The sequence below is a fragment of the Thalassoroseus pseudoceratinae genome (assembly GCF_011634775.1).
Lineage (GTDB): Bacteria > Planctomycetota > Planctomycetia > Planctomycetales > Planctomycetaceae > Thalassoroseus > Thalassoroseus pseudoceratinae.
This window is the reverse complement of the sequence record NZ_JAALXT010000001.1, coordinates 89,898-109,232: the sequence shown is the minus strand read 5'-3', so window position 1 is coordinate 109,232 and position 19,335 is coordinate 89,898. Positions and strand designations below refer to the sequence as shown.

General features: G+C 53.9%; 14 protein-coding genes and 1 pseudogene. 10 read left to right on the top strand and 5 right to left on the bottom strand.

Going from position 1 to position 19,335, the window contains the following annotated elements; all coding sequences use genetic code 11:
• Nucleotides 1–66: 66 nt before the first annotated feature.
• The 4 genes from G6R38_RS00325 to G6R38_RS00310 all read left to right on the top strand — a co-directional run bounded on the left by G6R38_RS00325 (nt 67) and on the right by G6R38_RS00310 (nt 5,710).
• Nucleotides 67–2,670: a PSD1 and planctomycete cytochrome C domain-containing protein gene (locus G6R38_RS00325; protein WP_206028410.1), complete on the top strand. Its 2,604-nt coding sequence runs from the start codon at nt 67–69 to the stop codon at nt 2,668–2,670.
• A 36-nt stretch (nt 2,671–2,706) separates the two neighbouring features.
• Nucleotides 2,707–4,167 (top strand): DUF1501 domain-containing protein, encoded by a 1,461-nt coding sequence (locus tag G6R38_RS00320; RefSeq protein ID WP_166819706.1) that lies wholly within the window; start codon nt 2,707–2,709, stop codon nt 4,165–4,167.
• A complete protein-coding gene (gene proB, locus G6R38_RS00315) occupies nt 4,164–5,327 on the top strand; it encodes a glutamate 5-kinase (protein ID WP_166819705.1) in 1,164 nt (387 codons plus the stop codon). Before G6R38_RS00320 ends, proB begins: the two co-directional genes overlap by 4 nt.
• Nucleotides 5,328–5,539: 212 nt before the next feature.
• Entirely contained in the window at nt 5,540–5,710 is a 171-nt protein-coding gene (locus G6R38_RS00310) for a hypothetical protein (protein WP_166819704.1), read from the top strand.
• 433 nt (nt 5,711–6,143) lie between these two features.
• Here the strand turns inward: G6R38_RS00310 and G6R38_RS00305 are convergent, their stop codons facing one another.
• Together G6R38_RS00305 and G6R38_RS28320 are read right to left on the bottom strand one after the other, a co-directional pair.
• Nucleotides 6,144–6,644, bottom strand: coding sequence for a DUF434 domain-containing protein (locus G6R38_RS00305; protein ID WP_240928008.1), 501 nt, complete (start codon nt 6,642–6,644; stop codon nt 6,144–6,146).
• A gap of 24 nt (nt 6,645–6,668) precedes the next feature.
• A pseudogene (locus G6R38_RS28320) lies at nt 6,669–6,887 on the bottom strand (DUF434 domain-containing protein); the annotation flags it as partial.
• Nucleotides 6,888–7,067: 180 nt separating this feature from the next.
• On the opposite strand from G6R38_RS28320, the gene G6R38_RS00300 reads away from it, so the two are divergent.
• Complete coding sequence (locus G6R38_RS00300) at nt 7,068–7,316, top strand: hypothetical protein (RefSeq protein WP_166819702.1); 249 nt, start codon at nt 7,068–7,070, stop codon at nt 7,314–7,316.
• A gap of 495 nt (nt 7,317–7,811) precedes the next feature.
• The gene (locus tag G6R38_RS00295) at nt 7,812–10,922 is read left to right on the top strand and encodes a sigma-54-dependent Fis family transcriptional regulator (RefSeq protein ID WP_166819701.1); all 3,111 of its coding nucleotides are present in this window, start codon (nt 7,812–7,814) and stop codon (nt 10,920–10,922) included.
• 13 nt (nt 10,923–10,935) lie between these two features.
• On the opposite strand, the gene G6R38_RS00290 is transcribed toward G6R38_RS00295, so the two are convergent.
• Entirely contained in the window at nt 10,936–11,343 is a 408-nt protein-coding gene (locus G6R38_RS00290; RefSeq protein ID WP_166819700.1) for a rhodanese-like domain-containing protein, read from the bottom strand.
• Between the two features lie 105 nt (nt 11,344–11,448).
• On the opposite strand from G6R38_RS00290, the gene G6R38_RS00285 reads away from it, so the two are divergent.
• Together G6R38_RS00285 and G6R38_RS00280 are read left to right on the top strand one after the other, a co-directional pair.
• Nucleotides 11,449–12,720: an outer membrane protein assembly factor BamB family protein gene (locus G6R38_RS00285; protein ID WP_166819699.1), complete on the top strand. Its 1,272-nt coding sequence runs from the start codon at nt 11,449–11,451 to the stop codon at nt 12,718–12,720.
• Nucleotides 12,721–12,756: 36 nt separating this feature from the next.
• Nucleotides 12,757–13,563 carry a glycerophosphodiester phosphodiesterase gene (locus G6R38_RS00280; protein ID WP_166819698.1) on the top strand — a complete coding sequence of 269 codons (807 nt, stop codon included), beginning with the start codon at nt 12,757–12,759 and terminating at the stop codon, nt 13,561–13,563.
• Between the two features lie 217 nt (nt 13,564–13,780).
• Here G6R38_RS00280 and G6R38_RS00275 read toward each other — a convergent pair whose 3' ends face one another.
• Both G6R38_RS00275 and bcp read right to left on the bottom strand, forming a co-directional pair.
• Entirely contained in the window at nt 13,781–16,423 is a 2,643-nt protein-coding gene (locus G6R38_RS00275; protein WP_166819697.1) for a zinc-dependent metalloprotease, read from the bottom strand.
• A 201-nt stretch (nt 16,424–16,624) separates the two neighbouring features.
• The gene (bcp, locus tag G6R38_RS00270) at nt 16,625–17,101 is read right to left on the bottom strand and encodes a thioredoxin-dependent thiol peroxidase (RefSeq protein WP_166819696.1); all 477 of its coding nucleotides are present in this window, start codon (nt 17,099–17,101) and stop codon (nt 16,625–16,627) included.
• Nucleotides 17,102–17,208: 107 nt separating this feature from the next.
• Here bcp and G6R38_RS00265 point away from each other — a divergent pair, with 107 nt between their 5' ends.
• On the top strand, nt 17,209–18,726 hold the full coding sequence (locus G6R38_RS00265; RefSeq protein ID WP_166819695.1) for a carboxypeptidase M32: 1,518 nt from the start codon (nt 17,209–17,211) through the stop codon (nt 18,724–18,726).
• Complete coding sequence (locus G6R38_RS00260) at nt 18,716–19,276, top strand: TlpA family protein disulfide reductase (RefSeq protein ID WP_166819694.1); 561 nt, start codon at nt 18,716–18,718, stop codon at nt 19,274–19,276. The genes G6R38_RS00265 and G6R38_RS00260 overlap by 11 nt, the downstream gene beginning before the upstream one ends.
• Nucleotides 19,277–19,335: the final 59 nt, after the last annotated feature.

Here is a 19,335-nt window from a genome sequence, read left to right as displayed (position 1 = left end):
CTCGTCGTTCGTATCCGTACATTTTTCACCAGTCCTTCGAAATTGCCAGTGGCGATGGATATAATTTTGAAAATTCATTTCGATGACTTTCCGCGACGCCAACCGATGTGGGAAACCAAAATGAAAGTGCGGCTACGAAGTATTGCGTTTTGGACGATCTTCGTTGTCGAATCGATTACGCAATTTTCGACGTCCGCCGTTTCGGCAGCGGATCGGGTCGAGTTTGACCGGGATATCCGCCCGATTCTCTCCGATGCTTGTTTCACCTGTCACGGTCCCGATGCTGAGCAACGTGAGGCCGATCTGCGGTTGGATCTTTCAGCCGATGTGTTCGCTGAGCGGGATCCGCGAATCGTTGTTCGGGGGGCTCCTGACAAGAGTGAGCTGCTCCGAAGAATCACTTCGAAGCACGACTACGAACAGATGCCACCGCCCGAAGCGGTTCGACAGTTGAGTGATCGCGAGAGGCAACTGATCCGGACATGGATTGCCGAGGGGGCAGAATGGTCTGGTCATTGGGCTTTTCAGTCGGTCCAGGAGCCGTCGATCCCAATGGTTTCCGAAGAAGTTCGTATCGAAAACCCGATTGATCGCTTCATCCAAAGCAAGTTGGCGACTTCGCCTCTTTCACCGAGTCCAACGGCTTCCCGAGAAACGTTGATCCGCCGTTTGACGCTGGATTTGACCGGTCTGCCACCGACAACGAGCGAAGTCGACGCATTCCTGGCAGATGATTCGCCGAATGCCTACGAGAAAGTCGTGGATCGGTTGTTAGCTTCGCCACGGTACGGCGAGCGGATGGCGACGGCGTGGCTCGATGCGGCTCGGTATTCCGACTCCAACGGCTACCAACAGGAGAAGACACGGACTTCCTGGCCTTGGCGTGATTGGTTGGTGTCGGCGATCAATGCGAATATGCCATATGACCAATTTACGATCGAGATGCTCGCTGGCGATCTCCTTCCCAACGCGACAAGGGATCAGCAAGTCGCGACGGGCTTCAACCGTAATCACATGCTCAACGGGGAAGGCGGACGGATCGCGGAAGAGTCCCGGGTGGAATATGTTGTCGATCGTGTCGAGACCACTGCCACCGTATGGTTGGGCCTGACGTTGGGGTGTGCACGCTGTCACGATCACAAATACGATCCGCTCACGCAAAACGAGTTTTATCAGTTTTACGCCCATTTCAATAGCATCGACGAACGTGGCAATGTCGATCGCGGCGGAAACGCGAATCCTGTGATCGACTTGCCGAATTCCAGCCAAATCCGACGTGAACGCGAATTGCTAAAGCAAATCACGCTCGATGAACAAGCCGTCCGCGTCGCGACTTCCGAGGAAAACGTTGCAGCCTGGGCTCGTTCCGTCGAGCAACAGGCGGGGGTTCCAGTCGGGCAGAAATGGCCCGCGATTGCTGGTCTTCCGGAAGCTGTGATGAAGTCTCTGCAAGTTCCCGAAGCGAAACGAACTCGCGATCAACGAGGGGCGTTACGCGAGCATTTTCAGAAGACGAACCCGGCGGTTCAAAAAGCCCAACAGAAATTGAACCAACGCCGGGCTGCTTTGGATCGGCATCGGAAATCCTATTTGGAAACCATGGTGATGCGGGACCGAAAGGAACCGCGGAAAACGTATCGCCTTATCCGTGGCCAATGGGACAAACCTGATACCAGCGTGGAATTGTCGCCCAGCACCCCGGCAATTTTGCCACCGCTTGCCGAGAACTCACCCGCGAATCGGTTAACGTTGGCTCGCTGGTTGGTGCGGAAAGACCATCCATTGACGGCGCGGGTTGCGGTCAACAGAGAATGGCAACGGTTCTTCGGCCAAGGCTTGGTGACCACCACCGAGGACTTCGGCACGCAGGGGGAACGGCCAACGCATCCGAAGTTGCTGGATTGGCTCGCATGGCAATTCATGGAGAATGGTTGGAGCTTGAAACGTTTGCATCGACTAATTGTGATGTCAGCGACCTATCAGCAGTCGTCAGAAGTTTCACCGTTACATCTCGAACACGACCCGTACAACCGCCTACTTGCCCGTGGTCCGCGGTTTCGCCGGACTGCCCAAGTCATCCGGGATCAAGCTCTCGCCGTTAGCGGATTGTTGGTCGAACAGATCGGGGGCCCGCCGGTTTATCCCTATCAGCCGGCCGGAGTTTGGCAAGAGATGACACTTGGGAAAATCACGTATCGGCAGGATCACGGCCCGAAGCTGTACCGTCGGAGTCTCTACACATTTTGGCGACGCAGCGTTGGTCCGACGATGTTGTTCGACACACCCGCCCGCCAAGTTTGTAGTGTGCGACCAAGCCGAACAAACACTCCGCTGCACGCATTGACCTTGCTCAACGAGACCGCGTTTGTCGAAGCTGCACGGGTTTTCGCAGAGCGAATCATGGCAGAACAATCTCAGCCTTCCGATCGGCTCCGCATCGCGTTTCGACGCGTCACTTCCCGTTGGCCGACAGACGCCGAGTTGAAAACATTGATGGAGATTCTCGTCACGACTCGGAACCAATACCAGTCCGATCCCGTCGCTGCCAATGAATTGATCGCCATCGGTGAGTTCCCGCTTAGCGGGCAATTTGAACCAATGGAACTCTCGGCGTACACCGGCGTGATGAATGTGATCTTCAATCTCGATGAAGCGATCACGAAAGAGTAGAATACACACCGAACTCAAATTTATGCGTGTGAATTGATGAATCCGTTGCAGGAACATTTTCGGAATATCACCCGTCGCGAGATCCTGGGGTGGGGCGGCTACGGACTCGGTACGGCTGCTTTGGCGACGTTGCTTTCGGATCGCTCAGCGGTGGCGGATTCGTCATTGAATCGCAATGCGCTGCCGGGCTTGCCACATTTCAAGCCGCGTGCGAAGCGGGTCATCATGCTACTGCAGTCTGGTGCACCGTCACACGTCGATCTTTTCGATCACAAACCCCTGCTGGCGAAACAGCGGGGAAAGGAAATCCCCGAATCTGTCCATCAAGGGCAAAAACTTTCCACAATGACTGCCGGTCGGGGGAAACCTTGTCTCGGTGCGATCGCTCCCTTTCGGCAACACGGTGAAACAGGCACCTGGATTTCCGATTTCCTGCCCCACACAGCGAATGTTGTGGATCGTCTGTGCCTCGTAAAAAGCGTGAAAGCCGAGGCCGTCAACCATGCTCCGGCGATGACATTTCTTCTCACCGGAGCTGAACAACCTGGCCGTCCTAGCATGGGCGGGTGGTTAGCGTACGGGCTTGGTTCGGACAACGACGATCTTCCCACATTCTGCGTGATGACGTCGCGGGATCAGGAAGGAAGTTGTGGGCAACTCTTTTACGATTTCTATTGGGGAAGTGGTTTCCTGCCGACACGCTATCAGGGAGTGAAATTTCGGGGCGGCGGTGATCCCGTACTCTATCTGTCGAATCCCAAAGGCATGAGTCGCGCCGTGCGACGAAACTTGCTCGACGGGTTGCAGCGGATGAATCAACACCGTCTCGACGCCGTCGGTGATCCGGAAATCGCGACGCGAATCAGTCAATACGAGATGGCGTTTCGCATGCAACAGAGTGTCCCGGAACTTACAGACCTCTCACGCGAAACCAAAGCCACGCTGGACTTGTACGGTCCCGACGTCGAGCGACGTGGTTCGTACGCATACAATTGCTTGATGGCTCGGAAACTCGCGGAGAGTGGAGTTCGGTTTGTGCAGTTGATGCACTCCGGTTGGGATCAGCATCAGAATTTGCCGACGCAACTCATCCACCAGTGTCGCGATACCGACCAACCCTCGGCCGGTTTGGTTCAAGATTTGGCCAATCGCGGATTGCTCGAAGATACGCTTGTCGTTTGGGCCGGCGAATTCGGACGAACTCCTTTCGGTCAAGGGGATATCAATAACCCCAAAAAGCACGGTCGCGATCACCATCCCTACGCCTATACTGTTTGGATGACCGGAGGTGGCGTGCGTGAGGGGTTGTCATATGGACGCACGGACGACTATGGTTACAACGTCGTTGAGAACCCTGTTACGGTTCACGACCTGCAAGCTACGATTCTTCACTTGCTCGGAATCGATCACGAACGCCTCACCTATAAATTCCAAGGACGACGATTTCGTCTAACTGACGTGCATGGACACGCGGTGAAAGACCTGTTCACTATATGAGTACATCCGATTCGACTACCGAACTCCCCTGCCTCGTTCGTCGGGAAGTGGTGGAAACCGCTCAGACGTTGATTGTGAAAATTGGGACGAACGTCCTGTCTAACGCCGACGACACGTTGAATGTGGAACGCATTCGGCACATCGCGGAGCAAATCCATCTCGTTCGAGAAACCGGGCGGAAGGTGGTGATTGTCACAAGCGGTTCCGTCGGTGCCGGGATGGGGTTGTTGGGACTGACCGAACGCCCTAAAGATTTGCCACACCTGCAAGCCGCTGCCGCAACCGGCCAAGCGCACCTGATTCGTCTGTACGACGACTGCCTGCGCCCGCACGGTTATCACGCAGCTCAACTCTTGCTGACTACTAGCGACTTCAAAGAGCGTTCTCGCTATTTGAATGTTCGCAACACATTGCACACGCTGTTCGAATACGGTGCTGTCCCGATTATCAACGAGAACGATACGATCAGCGTGCACGAGATCAAGTTCGGAGACAACGACCACCTCGCAGCGATGGTCACTCATTTGTTTGCTCAACCACTGTTGGTGATTCTTTCGGTGGTCGACGGACTGTTTGACGGGGACCCGTCACAACCGGATAGCCATCGAATCTCACTAGTTGATCGCTGGGACAATCAACTGCTCAATTGCACGGTCGCGACCGGTAGCACGCGAGGCACCGGAGGCATGCGATCGAAGCTTCACGCCGTTCACAAGGCAACCGCCGTTGGGGAAAATGTCGTCATTGCGGACGGCACACGTCCCAACGTGCTTCAGCAAATTCTGGCTGGCGACGATATCGGCACCCTGTTCATGGCTGAAGGCATGAACGTGCCGGCTTGGAAACGCTGGATCGGCTATACCGTGGCTCCCAAGGGGCGAGTCGTCGTGGATGCCGGTGCACGACGAGCGATCGTCGAGTCGGGACGATCGCTCCTAGCCATCGGGGTCACTCGGGTGGAAGGAGAGTATGCACGCGGTGAAGCGGTTGCGATCGTCGATGAGTCCGGTCAGGAATTCGCCCGCGGACTGTCGAACTACGATGCCGCCGATACTAGAAAGATCCAAGGTTGCCACACCGAAGATTTCACGATGATTCTCGGATGTCTGCCCTACTCCGAACTCGTGCATCGAGATAATTTGGTCGTCACCGACCATTGAGAAAATTTCAGAAAAAATGAAGATTCAATTTGCTCAGGATGCAACGGCGAGCTAGGTTTCTCTCAAGTTGAACTCTCTGACAATGTTCAGCAACTAAAGCGATTCATAGGACACCGGGGCGGCCAGCCTCTCGCGGTGGACCCAGATGCGGGCTTGGCTTGTGTTTGCCAAAAAAACGTTGCATCCCATCCGGCAAAGATTTCGGTGTTTTCATGCTTGATAGCATACTTTACACACTCTCCTACTATGTTCGCTATTACGGCAACTTTCTTGCCAAGCAATGGCACAACATGACACCAATGGGTTACGGTTCGCTGCTGATCAGCATCGGTCTGTTCGGCTATATCTTGATGAAAAGCGGTACCAAGAAGCCGGGACAATAATGGGAACGACGGCGGACCTTCGACAATTCCGATCGTGTGACGGAACGACTCAAAAATGACGGCCAGAGTTTGGCATGTTCACGTTGAACATTCCGGTTAGGCAAAGCTCTCGAGATTTTGGATTTTCTGGCGTATCATCACGCCACGAATGCCGATGAATGGTCTACCGCTGAGTTCGTTCGGTTTCATATGGTGAGCAATACACCGGACAAAACTCAGTGGCATAAATTGACGATGACCGTGGTCTGGCTTGCAACGATTCCGTCGGAGGTGCCAGAAACAACTTATCGACCTGGCTTCGTCCCCCAATACGTCCGGCATTGTTCGAGACGGTTGGTAGTCAGGCGTTCTTAAAGCGACCCCACCGTCGCAATCACAAACCGGACCACGACCGCAACACCTCCATCGAGGTGTTGCGGTTTTTTTGTGTCCATCATCCACCCTGCTCCAGTGGATCGTCCGACGCCAGGTTGAAAATCCAGGCATCAGGAATGCATTGCTCGATGACCGCCCGTGCCAGATTGACCCAACGATCAGAAGTATCGAGGATGGCACTGTCGGCACTCACGACGACTTCTTTCTCGACTTTGAGCAATGCGTCTGGATCGTTGACCAATTCGGCTGACCAACACCACCGGTTCGCGGCGGCAACCTCTCGAATTAACCGTGCCAATCGACCGCTATTGGAGACGGGCCGATCGAGCAACCAGTGACAGTCCGTTATTTGGTGTTGGGACAGAAACTCTCCCAGCAACAATAGCGCCGGACGGGTTTCCTCGACCTTTCGGTAACTTCCATGCATGCTCGCCATATCGCGAGCCACATGGTCTCGCCCCATAAGCACGACTCCACCGGCCAGTGCGGCTTCTAATGTGGTGATGAGATTGAATCCATCAATCGCAAGCACCTGCCCCGGTAAATCTCTGAGTTCCACTTGGTGTCTCGCTCGGCGGTGAAGAGACCAATCGCTGCAACTAGAACGAATGACAGCGGTTCTCTGTCGATCGGTCAATTGGAATCGGTCACCGACCAGTTTGAGAGCCGAGCGAACACTGTATTCACGCGAGAGCAGCCATGAGAGATGCTCGACCGCGACTCTGTGAGTGTCCTGATGCGTTTCGCAAAAGAAGGAAGCATCGTGAGGATGCGGTCCACGGTGCTTTCTTAAGTCCGCCATAGAAATTTCAGACCTAACCAAGATTACCTGAAAAACTCCTCATCAGAACCCGAATTCTTTGCCAGGTCTTCTGAAGTCGCTGTATCTTGCGAGTTTTTCTCAACTGACTCAGTTTGACAGCCGAAATCAGTAGCTAGTGGAAAGTGAGTTCTGATCGAAATGATAGCGAGGGAGAGACGAATGGTCTGCGCATCAGATAATGACCGAGTTCGATTGGAGAATGCAATCGGCCGACTGGAGCAACTGGCAAGCCGTCTGAACGGAGGCAGCGAAGAATCACAATACAATGCCCAAACGCTCAACTCAGAATGGCATCAGGAATGGCAGGGCCGAGAAAACGAACTGATCGAAAAGCTGATGCGACTTGATATGACCCAACCGACAACGTCCACGCAAGACGGTTGGCGAGTGATTCATTGTGATGAATAGAATCTGAGAGATGGTCTTTGCCAGCGAAGTGCTGCCCGTGTGACGGATAGAAGAAAAGCCTCCGAGAAAAGAACACCAAGTTTGTTGCAAATGGGAAATGGGGAACTGGTTGCAGAGTGGGTCGAGCTGCAATCAGGGGTGAGTTTGCAACAGGTTAGGTGTTTTGGTCTTTCTCGAAGGCTTAGCTGGGCAGAATTTTGAGTTGTCCATATTGGACACCAGAAGTATGAGAGCAGGTTGTGTGCCAAAATCTTTGTTTTCTACTTGTCGAAGAAATGTGTAGATGCAGGATTAGTTGGTTTTATTCTGTAAGTTGTTGTTTTTAAAGTGTTTGTGGCATTTGGTTTGTCTGTTGTCGTTTCGTGCATCGAGCCGTCACGTATCCGGCCGATATTTTATTGGCGCGTTTTGTCGGCGCCGAGAATTGTAGTTTCGGCGCTGGGCAATTACACTGGGATCGATTGAAACTATTCTTCGGCGCAGTGAACTTTGTCCATGTTTCGATTCCGCAGTCGAATTACCCTCCTTGTCGGCGCGTTGACCTTTATCTATGCCGTCTTGGCAATCGGATTCGTCGCAACGAGTCCAGATTTGGGGGTTCGAACGGTTCTGGTTGATCGGGATCTCCAGGATGCGGTCGGGGAACCTTTGGGAGTGGAGATTCGGACCACTTCAAACATTGTTTCTAGCGGGCCACGATTGGCCTCTGGTGCCCGATTGTTGAGGATTGGCGATCAACCGATCTACAGTTCGGTTGACTTCGTCCAAAGCATCGATCGACTGAGATCAAGTAAAATCCCCGTCGGAGGGCATCTGCCGGCAGGTTTCGAACCAGGCTTGCTCCAGGAGATGGATCGATTAGGTCTCCCCACGCTGATCGATGTCACGGATAGCGGACGATGGGTGGAAGTCGAGTTTGCGTCGTCCATACTTGGGGCAGAACCGGAGAGCTGGCAAACGCAAACGACCTGGCTGAAAGTTCAGTCACTGCCATTTCAAGAGCTGGCGTTGTCGCTCGTATGGTTTGTGTTGCAGGTCGGGTTCTGTGTCTTATCAGGATGGGCATTGTGGCAGCGGCCGTTTGATCGTACGGTCCGAATCTTCTTTCTGATGTGCACGATCACGCTCGGCGCGTATGTCGCCGGGCAACACTGGTGGATTGTCTCGGCGAATTGGTGGCTGCTGTTGCCGCTCGTTATTTGTTTGGCAATGACTCCACCCATCGGATTGCACTTCTTCTTGCTATTTCCTCGCCCGAAGCGGTTTTTTCAACATTTTCCCGTCTCGACACTGACCGCGATCTATGCCATTCCCGTTGGAATGATCTTCCTCGCTGTCTATCAGTTGGCTCGAATCGGTTCGCTTCACGAGGCGGGATCAGAGAAAACCGGTGAGTTGCTGCTTCAACTCCATGCTTTGCGGTCGTTGGTGCGAATCTATTCGGCGGCAGCAGCGGCCTACTTGGTGTTGAATTTGGCGACCGTGTTTCTGAGTTACCGGAACGTTCGCGATGCGTCTGAGAAGAGCCAACTGCGTTGGATTTGTTTGGGAGGCGGAGTGGCTGGCTTGTTGCTCTTCGCGACATTGGTCATTGGGCTGACGCGAGAAAGCGATTTTGCCACCGGAGCGGCCAGGTGGCCTTTGTTCTTGGCGAGTCTGGCGTTCATGTTCGCGTACTCGGTCACGATTGTCCGTCACAAGTTGATGTTCGTCCGGCAGTCGGTTAGTCGCGACGTTCTCTACTATCTAGCGAGCAACCTGTTGACGGCGGTGATTAGTCTCACGATTGGGGCGAGCATTCTGCTGCCGCAATGGTTGCGAATCACGATTTCCGTGCAGCAAGCACTCATTATCGCAATGGTTTGCTCGGTCTGTGTTCTGCTTCTGCTGTGGCTGCGCGACTTGGTGCAACATCTGATCGACCAACGCTTTTTTCGTGAAAATTCGAGATTGGATACCGTCGTCAGTCAGATCAACGCTGCCAAAGGACGGCTTGGCGATACGCAGTCCGTCAGTGAGATGGTTCTTCAGTTTTGCCATGATGGTTTGGGGGTCGAACGTGGGCTGTTGTATTTGCAAACAGAACCGGATGGCCCGTTCTATCTGAGTGCTTCACGAGGTGTCTCTAGCGCTGACCCAAATATTCGGCCGCAAGTTTCGTTCTTGGAGCATGTTCGAGAGGAGGGCGCGATCCAGCGTGTGCCCGCTTCTGGAACAATCCTCCCACCCGAGCAACGGGTCATCGACGAATTGAAGATGGATCTCGTCTATCGCTTGCGAGCGGGAGCACAAACGGAGGGACTGATATTCCTGGGCGGCAAGCGGTTGACCGGGTTCAGTTCCGAAGACCTGGCGTTTCTCAATTCGGTCGCGCAGATTGCCACGTTGGCATTGCAAAATGCTCGCATTGTGGATCAGAACATCACGCGGCTCAATGATGAATTGAACGCAAGATTCTTGAAACTCAAAGAGCAACAGCAGTTAATTCATGTGCTCGAAGGAGAACTCGCGCGGGTTCATCAACCGGATATTGAAGTGAAGGAGTCTGCGGGGGCACCAGCGTTCCGCCGCGATTCGTTCAAGGGAAGTAGCCCGCGTATTCGATCCGTTCTTGACACCGCTCAGAAGGTTGCTGCGAGTGAATCGTCAGTGTTGATTCGCGGTGAAAGCGGCACGGGTAAGGAAATTCTCGCGCGGCTTCTGCACGACAATAGTCCGCGAAAAGATGGCCCATTGGTCCGTGTGCACTGTGCGGCACTTTCACCGGGATTGTTGGAAAGTGAACTCTTTGGCCACGTCAAAGGGGCATTCACCGGCGCGAGCGACAACCGAACTGGGCGGTTCGAGTTGGCCAACGGAGGCACGTTGTTCCTTGATGAAATCGGCGACATTTCTCTGGAAACGCAAATCAAATTGCTGCGGGTCTTGCAGGAACGGTGCTTCGAGCCAGTGGGGGGAAATCGCACGGTGCATGTCGATGTCCGCCTGATTACAGCGACCCACCAAAACTTGGAACGACTAATTTCTCAAGGGAAGTTTCGGGAAGATTTGTTCTATCGGCTGAACGTGATCAGCTTGACGCTCCCGCCGCTTCGAGAACGCCGGGGAGACATTCCGGAATTGGCTATGCACTTTCTGACGCAGGTGGCCAATCGGCAGAAGCTCCCGCGTCGCAATTTGCAATCGGAAGCGATGGCGGCCTTGGAACGATATGATTGGCCAGGGAATATTCGGGAACTGGAAAACGTCATCGAACGGGCCAGTGTGCTCGCCGAAGATGGTCGGATCACCTTGAAAGAGCTTCCGCTACCGATATCGAAAGCGAACCCGCGACGCGAGCGGTTAGAAACACTCCCGACGGAGATTCCAGAGCATCAGGAAGCCGTTGCGGAGTCCGAATCCAGTGACGAGGAGTCGCGGAAGATCGTGAAGCGTCCACCAAGGCGTAGTCGGCGGGGACGTCCGGAATCGAAGAGTGCTCAAGAGCGGGAGTCACTTGAGCAAGCATTGAATCAATGTGACGGCAACAAAGCCGAGGCTGCTCGCATGCTGGGTATTCCGCGAAGCACGTTTTACAGCAAGTTGAAAAAATACGAGTTGTCGTAAGACCACGCGAAGCTCACGGGCTCGCTTCTTGTTCCCGCTGTTTGACGAATTCGATGATGGCTTCGGCTCCTTCTTTGAGCGGCCGCAAATCGTGACCGTGTCCACGAAGTTGGTGTGCCGCCATTCGACATCGTCCACCCGCTCGGCAGAATAGGTAGGCAATCTTCCCCTGTGGCAAAAGGTCGTGGATGTTCGGCGACGAAGGGGCATCGAGAATTTGGCTCAGAGGGATTCGTTCGGCTCCTGGCACCGTCGATTCCTCCCATTCCGATGACTCGCGGACATCGACAAGCACCGCGTGACCAGCTTGAACGTGTTGGAAGACGGTTTGCAACGAATCTTCGGTATGGGGCGGCGCTTGGAACCAACTCCCGCGACAAGCCGCTTTAACGAGACGAGCAAGAAATCGGAGCGAGACCATTTTCATCCTAAGGAATGGTTAAGAATTCACCGTATGGTAGATTCTTGCGGCAGCCGCTGGAATAATCTGGATTCGCACAGTTCCCGCCAATCAGGACTTTCTACCATGCACCTTCATCAATGCTGCTTGATTTTGTTTGCGATCATGCTGAATTGGTCCAAGGCGATTGCATCGGACTGGCCTCAATTTCGAGGGCCGAATGGAAACGCAACGGCCGCGGATGCGAAGATTCCTACCGAGTGGTCAGCGACTCAGAATATTCGCTGGAAGACGGCACTTCCCGGTCGCGGTTCGTCGAGTCCCATCATTGAGGGAGATCGGGTCTTCTTGACAGCATACTCGGGATATGGTGAGTCGGTCGAGAAACCGGGTCGAAAGAAAGATCTCAAGTTGCATGTCTTGTGCTTTCGATTGTCGTCCGGTGAGCTGATCTGGGATCGGTCCACCCCTGGCAGCCTCGAGACTCAACGTGTGACCAATCGCGTGGTTGACCACGGATTCGCAACGGGAACGCCGACGGCTGACGGTCAGGCCGTGTACGCATTCTTTGGCGTTTCCGGCGTGGTCGCCTACGATTACGACGGCAACAAGCTTTGGCAGACTTCGGTCGGAACCGGCACCGCCGGGTTTGGTTCAGCGTCTTCGCCGGTGGTCTTTGAGGACCTTGTGTTCGTCAATGCAAGCATTGAGAGCCAAACGCTTTATGCATTGAGTAAGTCCACTGGCGAGGTTGTTTGGAAAGCCGACTCGATTATTCGATCGTGGACAACGCCATGTGTTGCTGCCGTTCCTGGAGGCGGTTATGAAGTTGTGCTGAATCAGACCGATCAGATTCTCGCGTTCGATCCAAAGACCGGCGAGAAACTTTGGACGTGCGAAGCCATTGATGACTATGTCGTGCCGGTTCCTATTTCCCATGACGGTGTCGTGTATTGTCTGGGGGGACGAAGTAACCGGGCGGTCGCCGTCAAGTTGGGTGGACGCGGTGATGTTACCGAGACGCATCGGCTTTGGCGGGTCAACACGGGAGCGAATGTGACCAGCCCGGTTTACTTCGACGGGCGGATTTATTGGGCGAGTGATAAAGCGATCGCGAACTGTCTAGACGCGAAAACCGGTGAGATTGTGTATCGCGAACGGTTACCGACGCGGGCACGAATTTATGCCTCGATCGTGCGTGCGGGCGAGTGGTTCTATATCACCACGCGGGATGCTGGTGTCGTCGTGGCGAAGGCCGAACCGACTTTCAAAGAGCATACACGAAACGTCATCGAAACCGACTCCGGTCTCCTGAATGCCAGCCCCGCGATTGGCGATGATGTCATGTTGTTGCGGACCGACTCATACCTTTACGCGATCGGTCACGATTCAAAATAGTTTGGACTCCTTTTGTTTCTGGGGAATGTTGGAAGAATGCGGAAATTTTTTGTTTGGATGTCTGTCATGGTCGTCATGAGCAACTCTGCTTTCGCGGAGCGACCGTTGATCATTGCTCACCGTGGGGCGTCGCACGCTGCCCCGGAAAATACGTTGTCCGCTTTTGAGTTGGCGTGGAAGCAGAACGCCGATGGAATCGAAGGCGATTTCTATCTCAGTGCTGATGGCGAGATCGTCTGCATTCATGACCGAACAACGAAACGAACGGGCGATCGGAATTTGAAAGTCGATCAATCGACACTCGCGGAACTGCGTGCGGTCGATGTTGGAAAGTGGAAGGACTCGCAATACGCCGGAGAGAAAATTCCAACTCTCAAGGAAGTTCTCAAAACAGTGCCGGATGGCAAGCTCATCTACATCGAAATCAAATGCGGTCCGGAAATCGTCCCCGTGTTAAAGCGTCAACTCACCGAAACGCAATTTCCGCTGGAGCAAGTCCGCGTGATTTCGTTCAACGAGGACGTGGTAAAAGCAATCCGAACTCAGATTCCGACCGTCACGATCAATTGGCTGACCGGGTTCAAACGCAAAATTGGACGCTGGCAGCCGTCCCCAAAATCTCTTCCAACAAAGCTCGAGCAACTTGATGCCAGCGGGATTGGAACGCAGAACAAGCTGGACGCGGTTTCCGCGGAACTCGTGCAAGAAATCCACGAAGCCGATCGGCAGTTTCATGTCTGGACCGTGGATGACGTGGCGGAGGCGAGTCAGTGGGTGCAATTGGGAGTCGATTCCATTACCACCAACAAACCGAAACTGTTGCTCGACGCCCTTGCACGATAAGAACGGAACCCACGCACGCTGTCGCAACGCAGTTTCTTGAGACTCAACCGGCCTCGGTCTTCAACTGACGCAGTAAGCGACTCGTCGGTTTCAAGGTTCGACTTCGAAATTGCACTGAGACGCAACTCATCAAAAAACGGACCTGTGTGAAATCGCCTTGCTGGCAATTTCTCACAGGTCCGCGTTGTTTGAACGACAGACTACTGGAACGGCTGGTTCAGTTGATAGAATTCATCTGCAGACCCGCCTTGAGAACTTGTTGGATTCGCTGCTGACTATCCATCAAGTGGGCTCGCGAGTAATCGTCGAGTTTTACCTTGTCATTCTTCAGCAACTCGGTCAGTTTGGCATCGAGATTTGTCAGATGCATCCGCGCGAGTGCGCGAGCATCTTCGGGATAACCGTAGCCCCGAGTGACCAGTGCTGCAAAGTCTTTGAGAGCCATTCGCTGCAATCCTCGGCGAAAACTCGAAACATACGGTTTGCGAACGGTGTAGTCGCCAGCGGTCGGTGTGGTCCACTCCGAGAAGATGCTATCTGAGAGCGTTCGCAAGTGCTCTGCAAGAGTGTATGCCTCGGTGTCCGCTGAGACCTTGAGTTCACCATCATGCAGTCGGCTGAGAGTTGTGGAACTGAGCAACTCACCCAGAATTCTTGACTGCATCATTTCGACGTAGTCATGAATCGGGTAGTCAATTCGACTGGAGAAGTTCATTCCCCAGTGGTTCCAGCGTGATGCGGCCAAGTGATTCAGTAATTCGGGGTCGTACTTCGGAGTTCCGAACGTAGTTTCGGTGAGGAGTTTCATCGCCTCACGCTGTTTGGCGGCTTCAACCACCTGGAATGGTGGGCGAGCGTTCTTGTCGCCTTTGTGGTCGCGATGCACGTACAGTCCGCCCGGGAAACGCGCGGCAAACAAGGCCGTCCGCCAGTACTCGCTGAACAGCATCCCGAATGCTTGTCGAACCTTCTGGTACCCTTCACCGTCTTTGCCGACACGCTCCAAGACCTTCGACAACAACTTCGTCGAATGATCCATTCGTGCGCGAGCAAATTCAATTGGGTTTTCACCCAGGTCGAATCGGTTTGTCAGTGGATCGGAATCGTACGAACGGGTGTCTTCGTCCGTCAGGTAATCCAAGCCATCTTCCGCACCACGGCTGGCGATTTTGTTGAGTTCTTCATCATTCGCATCGACTTTGTAACCATATTCGATAGCCCATTCATCGTATGGACCAATCGTCGGCGTGTAGTACGGCCCTTGTTTGCTTCCTTTGGGAGCGATGTTCGCAGGCGTATAATCCATAACACTGGCGACCGTCGGCTGATCCGAGTCGACCGGCAAACTGTTAATCTCTTTCAGGGATTTCCAGCTTGAAGCTTTGAAGTTGTGTCGCAAGCCGAGTGTATGACCAACTTCGTGCATCACCACTTCTTTCAACGCCTGATGGATGAACTCATCGGGAAGTTTTCCCTCAGAGTCGGCCTTCTGCATTGCGATGAGCGCCGTCGCCGCAAAGCCCATTTGTTGTTGCATACCGTGACCAAGGGAGCAATCTCTCGCGGCGATTTCTGCTCGCTTGGATTCCGGGAGAATCTGCGGAATGCCGCCACGACCGTCTTGAACGGGAAGCGATGACGGATTCTTCTGCGTGGGCAACACGCCATTCGTGATGCGTGCGACTTGTTCCGGGCTGAACACTTCCCAGTCTTCCGTCCAGTAGCGGAGAAAACTTGCGTCGAAAATGATATCCGCATCGAGGATTTGCCCGGTCATAGGATTAACGCGACTCGGTCCCATTGCGAAACCCGCTTCGGCAGTGATCCAGCGGAAGGTGTTGTAGCGAACGTCTTCCGGATCCCAATCGTCTTCTTCACGTTGTTGGCGAACTTCGATTGCTCCGTCGAAGCCAAGTTTTCGGAATGCCTTGTTCCACTCCAGAATTCCGGCTTTCACATACGGACGCAGCTCAATCGGCACAGTCTTTTCGATGTAGAACACGATCGGTTCTTTGGGTGGCGAGAGTTCCGCGTCGGGGGCGGCCTTCTCAAGCTTCCAGCGATTGATGTATCGCACGAAGTGTTCTTCGTCATCGTTTTGCGAGAAGTCTTTGACGGCCGTCAGGAAGTAACCGACACGGTCGTCGGCCAAACGTGTGTGATATCCGTTTTCAGGGAGTACGCTGATCGAATAGTGAACATTGATTTGCACGCCACGAGGATCGGCGACGGTCTCGAGATTTCGACTCCCGGTGTAAACGGCGGCGACTTGCAGTTCGACATTCTTCGGGAACGCTTTCAGCTTGGCCCATGTGGATCGATCCGAAGCGAATCGCAAACCGTGCGACGAACCGATTTGTTGGTCGTCACTCATGAAGATGCGTGTCATGTCGACCAGTACGCCGCCTTTTTCCTCAGCGATGATCGGCAAGGAATACAACACGCTGTCGGAATACGCCAGCTTGACGGCATCTGCTTCGGGCGTCCCAGCTTTGGCTTTGAACCGAACATTCCGACGGAGAACGTGCAGTTTGTCACCGACTTTCTTGAACGTCCAAATCGCATCGTCGCCAAAACCCCAACTGTACCCGCCCAGCAGCGAACCACTACTGATCCCGCGGGCAATTGAAGTGGCGACAAAATAATTCTTCTTCAGATCGCTGTTCTTAATCAGGACCAGCAGTTTTTGCTCGTTGTGATAGAGCGTGAACATGCCGTCCACGGTCTTGAGATCCTTGGTGGCCTTGGTGAACTTCGATTCCGTCTTGGCGTCTTCAGCGTGCAACTGCGACGCGAAGACAAAGCTCGCCGTCACAGCGACGCACGCCATGGAAGCGAGCCACCTTGTGTGTGTTCTCATCGCAATCTCCTCTGAATCAATGAGTATGTAAGCCGAAGGCGGGGATAGGAGTGTCGGAAGTGCCAGCGGATCATCCTAACCGGGGTGGTCCGACACCGTTGTTCAATACGTAGGAATCTGAAAAATTGTGGAGGAATTCCCCAAAATAACAAGCGGTTTTATGGGGAAAACCAAATTTGATGGTAGCCGATTTTACCCAGATTACTCAAGTTCGGCGAGTTTCTCCGCAACTTCGGCCACATGCCCTTTCACACGCACTTTGGGCCAAATCGCAGCGATTTTGCCGGTTTTGTCGATGAGGAAAGTTGCTCTCTGCACCCCCATGGATTTCTTGCCATACATGTTTTTCTCAACCCAAACGCCGTATTTCTCACAAATCTTGTGGTCTTCGTCGGAAAGCAGCGGAAATGGCAGGTCGAATTTCTCGGCGAATTTTTTATGCGAAGTCAAAGAATCCGTGCTCACACCGAGCACGACAGTTTCGTCCGACTCGACACTCGCGAGATGGTCGCGAAAGTCGCACGCTTCGGTGGTGCATCCAGGCGTGTTGTCCCGAGGGTAAAAGTAGAGAACCACGTTCTTTCCCTTGAGCTTACTCAGCATGATTTTGCCCTCGGGGTGGGCGGGCAGCGTGAAGGCGGGGGCTCGCTTGCCAACTTCGGGAAGGGTGTTGCTCATGGTGTGAACTTTCTAGAATGCTTGGTTGTTTCCACGATTTGATCAGACATCTGCGTCACAATTTATAGACGCAGCCGAATGCTTTCCATCTCGATTGAGGATGTCGAATGCCAGAAACCAGCGAATTATACAATGAGATGGTGCGGGAACTTCAGGCGGGGAAGCTTCTGCAATCTTGTGGCGCGGTCTTGGAGTGGGATGAACGCACCAAGATGCCTCCCGGAGGTGCATCGCATCGTGCCAAGCAACTGAGCACGCTGTCCGGATTGGCTCATGAGCGGTTGACGGCTCCTCGACTGGGAGAGTTGCTTCAAGAATTGCAGTCCCGAGACGATCTCGGTGATGCCGATTCGCCGCAAGTTGCCAATGTGCGTGAAGCACTTCGAGACTACGAGCGAGCAACGAAACTGCCACGTCGGCTCGTTGAAGAACTCACGGAAGCGGAATCCGCGGGTCAACAAAATTGGGTGATCGCACGAAAAAACGAAGACTACGCACACTTCTTGCCGTTTCTCGAGCACATCCTGAAATTGAAACGCGAGCAAGCTCAAGCCTACGGTAGCGAGAGTGGTGTGCTTTACGATGCGCTCTTGGAAACCTACGAACCCGGAGGTCGGCAGGCGGAAATTCAGGCGGCCTTTTCGGCGTTGCGTGACGAACTGGTGCCCTTGGTGCAGTCCATTCGCGACGCCTCGAAACAACCGGACGAAACCATTATCACCCGGAGTTACCCGATTGAGGCTCAACGCCGATTTGGAGTGGACGCCGCGACGAAGATTGGATTTCGATTCGAAGATGGCCGTCTTGATGAATCGGCTCACCCGTTCTGTTCCGGGACAGGGCCGGGCGATTGTCGCTTGACGACCCGTTACGACGAACATCATTTCCCCGGAGCATTCTTCGGCACGTTGCACGAGGCCGGACATGGAATGTACGAGCAAGGTTTGGACAAAGCCCAGTTCGGTCTGCCAATGGGGGAATCCGTTTCACTGGGAATCCACGAATCGCAGTCGCGGATGTGGGAAAACTTCGTTGGTCGTAGCCCGGCGTTCTGGAATCACTTTTTCGAACCGGCGAAACTGGCTTTTCCGGAAGCTCTGAGCAATGTCGGACGCGATGATTTCGTCTTTGCAATCAATGATGTTCGACCAAGCTACATCCGAGTGGAAGCGGATGAAGTGACGTACAATTTGCATATCATGCTGCGATTCGAATTGGAACCCGCCCTGCTCTCCGGTGACTTGCCACCCGCGGATTTGCCAAGCGTGTGGGACGAAACCTTCGAGCGGTTTTTCGGAATGCGTCCGCGGAGTGTCTCGGAAGGCTGCCTACAAGATATCCATTGGAGTGCCGGTTTGCTCGGCTACTTCCCGACGTATGCACTCGGTAATATGTACGCCGCCCAGTTCTTCGAATCCGCAACGGAGCAACTTGGTGATCTTGCTCCGCAATTTGCCAATGGGGAGTTCACGCCGTTACGAGAGTGGCTGAATCGTGAGATTCACCAACGCGGTCGACAGTTTCCGGCTCCTAAGTTGGTCGAAGTTGTGACCGGCAAACCGCTCTCGCACGAACCACTCATGCGGCATTTGAAAACGAAATACGAGGCATTGTATGAACTCTGAAACCACTGGGCTCGAGCAACCGGTGCCTCCGTCGCGATCGAGTTTCTGGGTGTTGGTTATATTGACGGTTGGCGCAGCCGTTGGGTTCTCCTTTTGGCTGCGTGCGAGAAACACATCAAATGTTGGTGGTTTGGATGTTGGAAAACCAACGCCACCGCTGGTTGCGTCCGGTTGGATTCAGGGAGAACCGCCGTCGGCTGAATCTCTCGACGGCGAGGTTCTTGTCGTCCACGCTTGGTCTCCTGAGTGCGTTCACTGTTTCCGAGAAGCTCCGGAACTTATTGAACTTCAGCGGAAGTACCAAGACCGTGTGAAGTTCATCGGGCTGACGTTTCGTGATGTCGATCGCATTGAAGCGATCCGCGGGTTTCTTGAAACCACGGGAATCGACTGGCTCAACGGCTACGGTGCCCTCGACACACTTCGTGGGTTTGAGGCGGAGTATCTGCCGACGGTCTGGGTCGTGGGGCGTGACGGCACGGTCGTCTGGAACAAGGACGAGTCGGCTAGCTTGGAAGACGGCATTGAGCGGGCGTTGGCCCAGAAATAGCCGACGGAAAGACATCAGGGTGACCCGCTTAACGGAGCGAGTCACCCTGATTGACTCAA

What these genes read in the sequence shown, in the direction of transcription:
- G6R38_RS00320 (WP_166819706.1), top strand. Translation starts at nt 2,707, where the DNA reads ATGAATCCGTTGCAGGAACATTTTCGGAATATCACCCGTCGCGAGATC.
- proB (WP_166819705.1), top strand. Translation starts at nt 4,164, where the DNA reads ATGAGTACATCCGATTCGACTACCGAACTCCCCTGCCTCGTTCGTCGG.
- G6R38_RS00310 (WP_166819704.1), top strand. Translation starts at nt 5,540, where the DNA reads ATGCTTGATAGCATACTTTACACACTCTCCTACTATGTTCGCTATTAC.
- G6R38_RS00300 (WP_166819702.1), top strand. Translation starts at nt 7,068, where the DNA reads ATGGTCTGCGCATCAGATAATGACCGAGTTCGATTGGAGAATGCAATC.
- G6R38_RS00295 (WP_166819701.1), top strand. Translation starts at nt 7,812, where the DNA reads ATGTTTCGATTCCGCAGTCGAATTACCCTCCTTGTCGGCGCGTTGACC.
- G6R38_RS00290 (WP_166819700.1), bottom strand. Translation starts at nt 11,343, where the DNA reads ATGGTCTCGCTCCGATTTCTTGCTCGTCTCGTTAAAGCGGCTTGTCGC.
- G6R38_RS00285 (WP_166819699.1), top strand. Translation starts at nt 11,449, where the DNA reads ATGCACCTTCATCAATGCTGCTTGATTTTGTTTGCGATCATGCTGAAT.
- G6R38_RS00280 (WP_166819698.1), top strand. Translation starts at nt 12,757, where the DNA reads ATGCGGAAATTTTTTGTTTGGATGTCTGTCATGGTCGTCATGAGCAAC.
- G6R38_RS00275 (WP_166819697.1), bottom strand. Translation starts at nt 16,423, where the DNA reads ATGAGAACACACACAAGGTGGCTCGCTTCCATGGCGTGCGTCGCTGTG.
- bcp (WP_166819696.1), bottom strand. Translation starts at nt 17,101, where the DNA reads ATGAGCAACACCCTTCCCGAAGTTGGCAAGCGAGCCCCCGCCTTCACG.
- G6R38_RS00265 (WP_166819695.1), top strand. Translation starts at nt 17,209, where the DNA reads ATGCCAGAAACCAGCGAATTATACAATGAGATGGTGCGGGAACTTCAG.
- G6R38_RS00260 (WP_166819694.1), top strand. Translation starts at nt 18,716, where the DNA reads ATGAACTCTGAAACCACTGGGCTCGAGCAACCGGTGCCTCCGTCGCGA.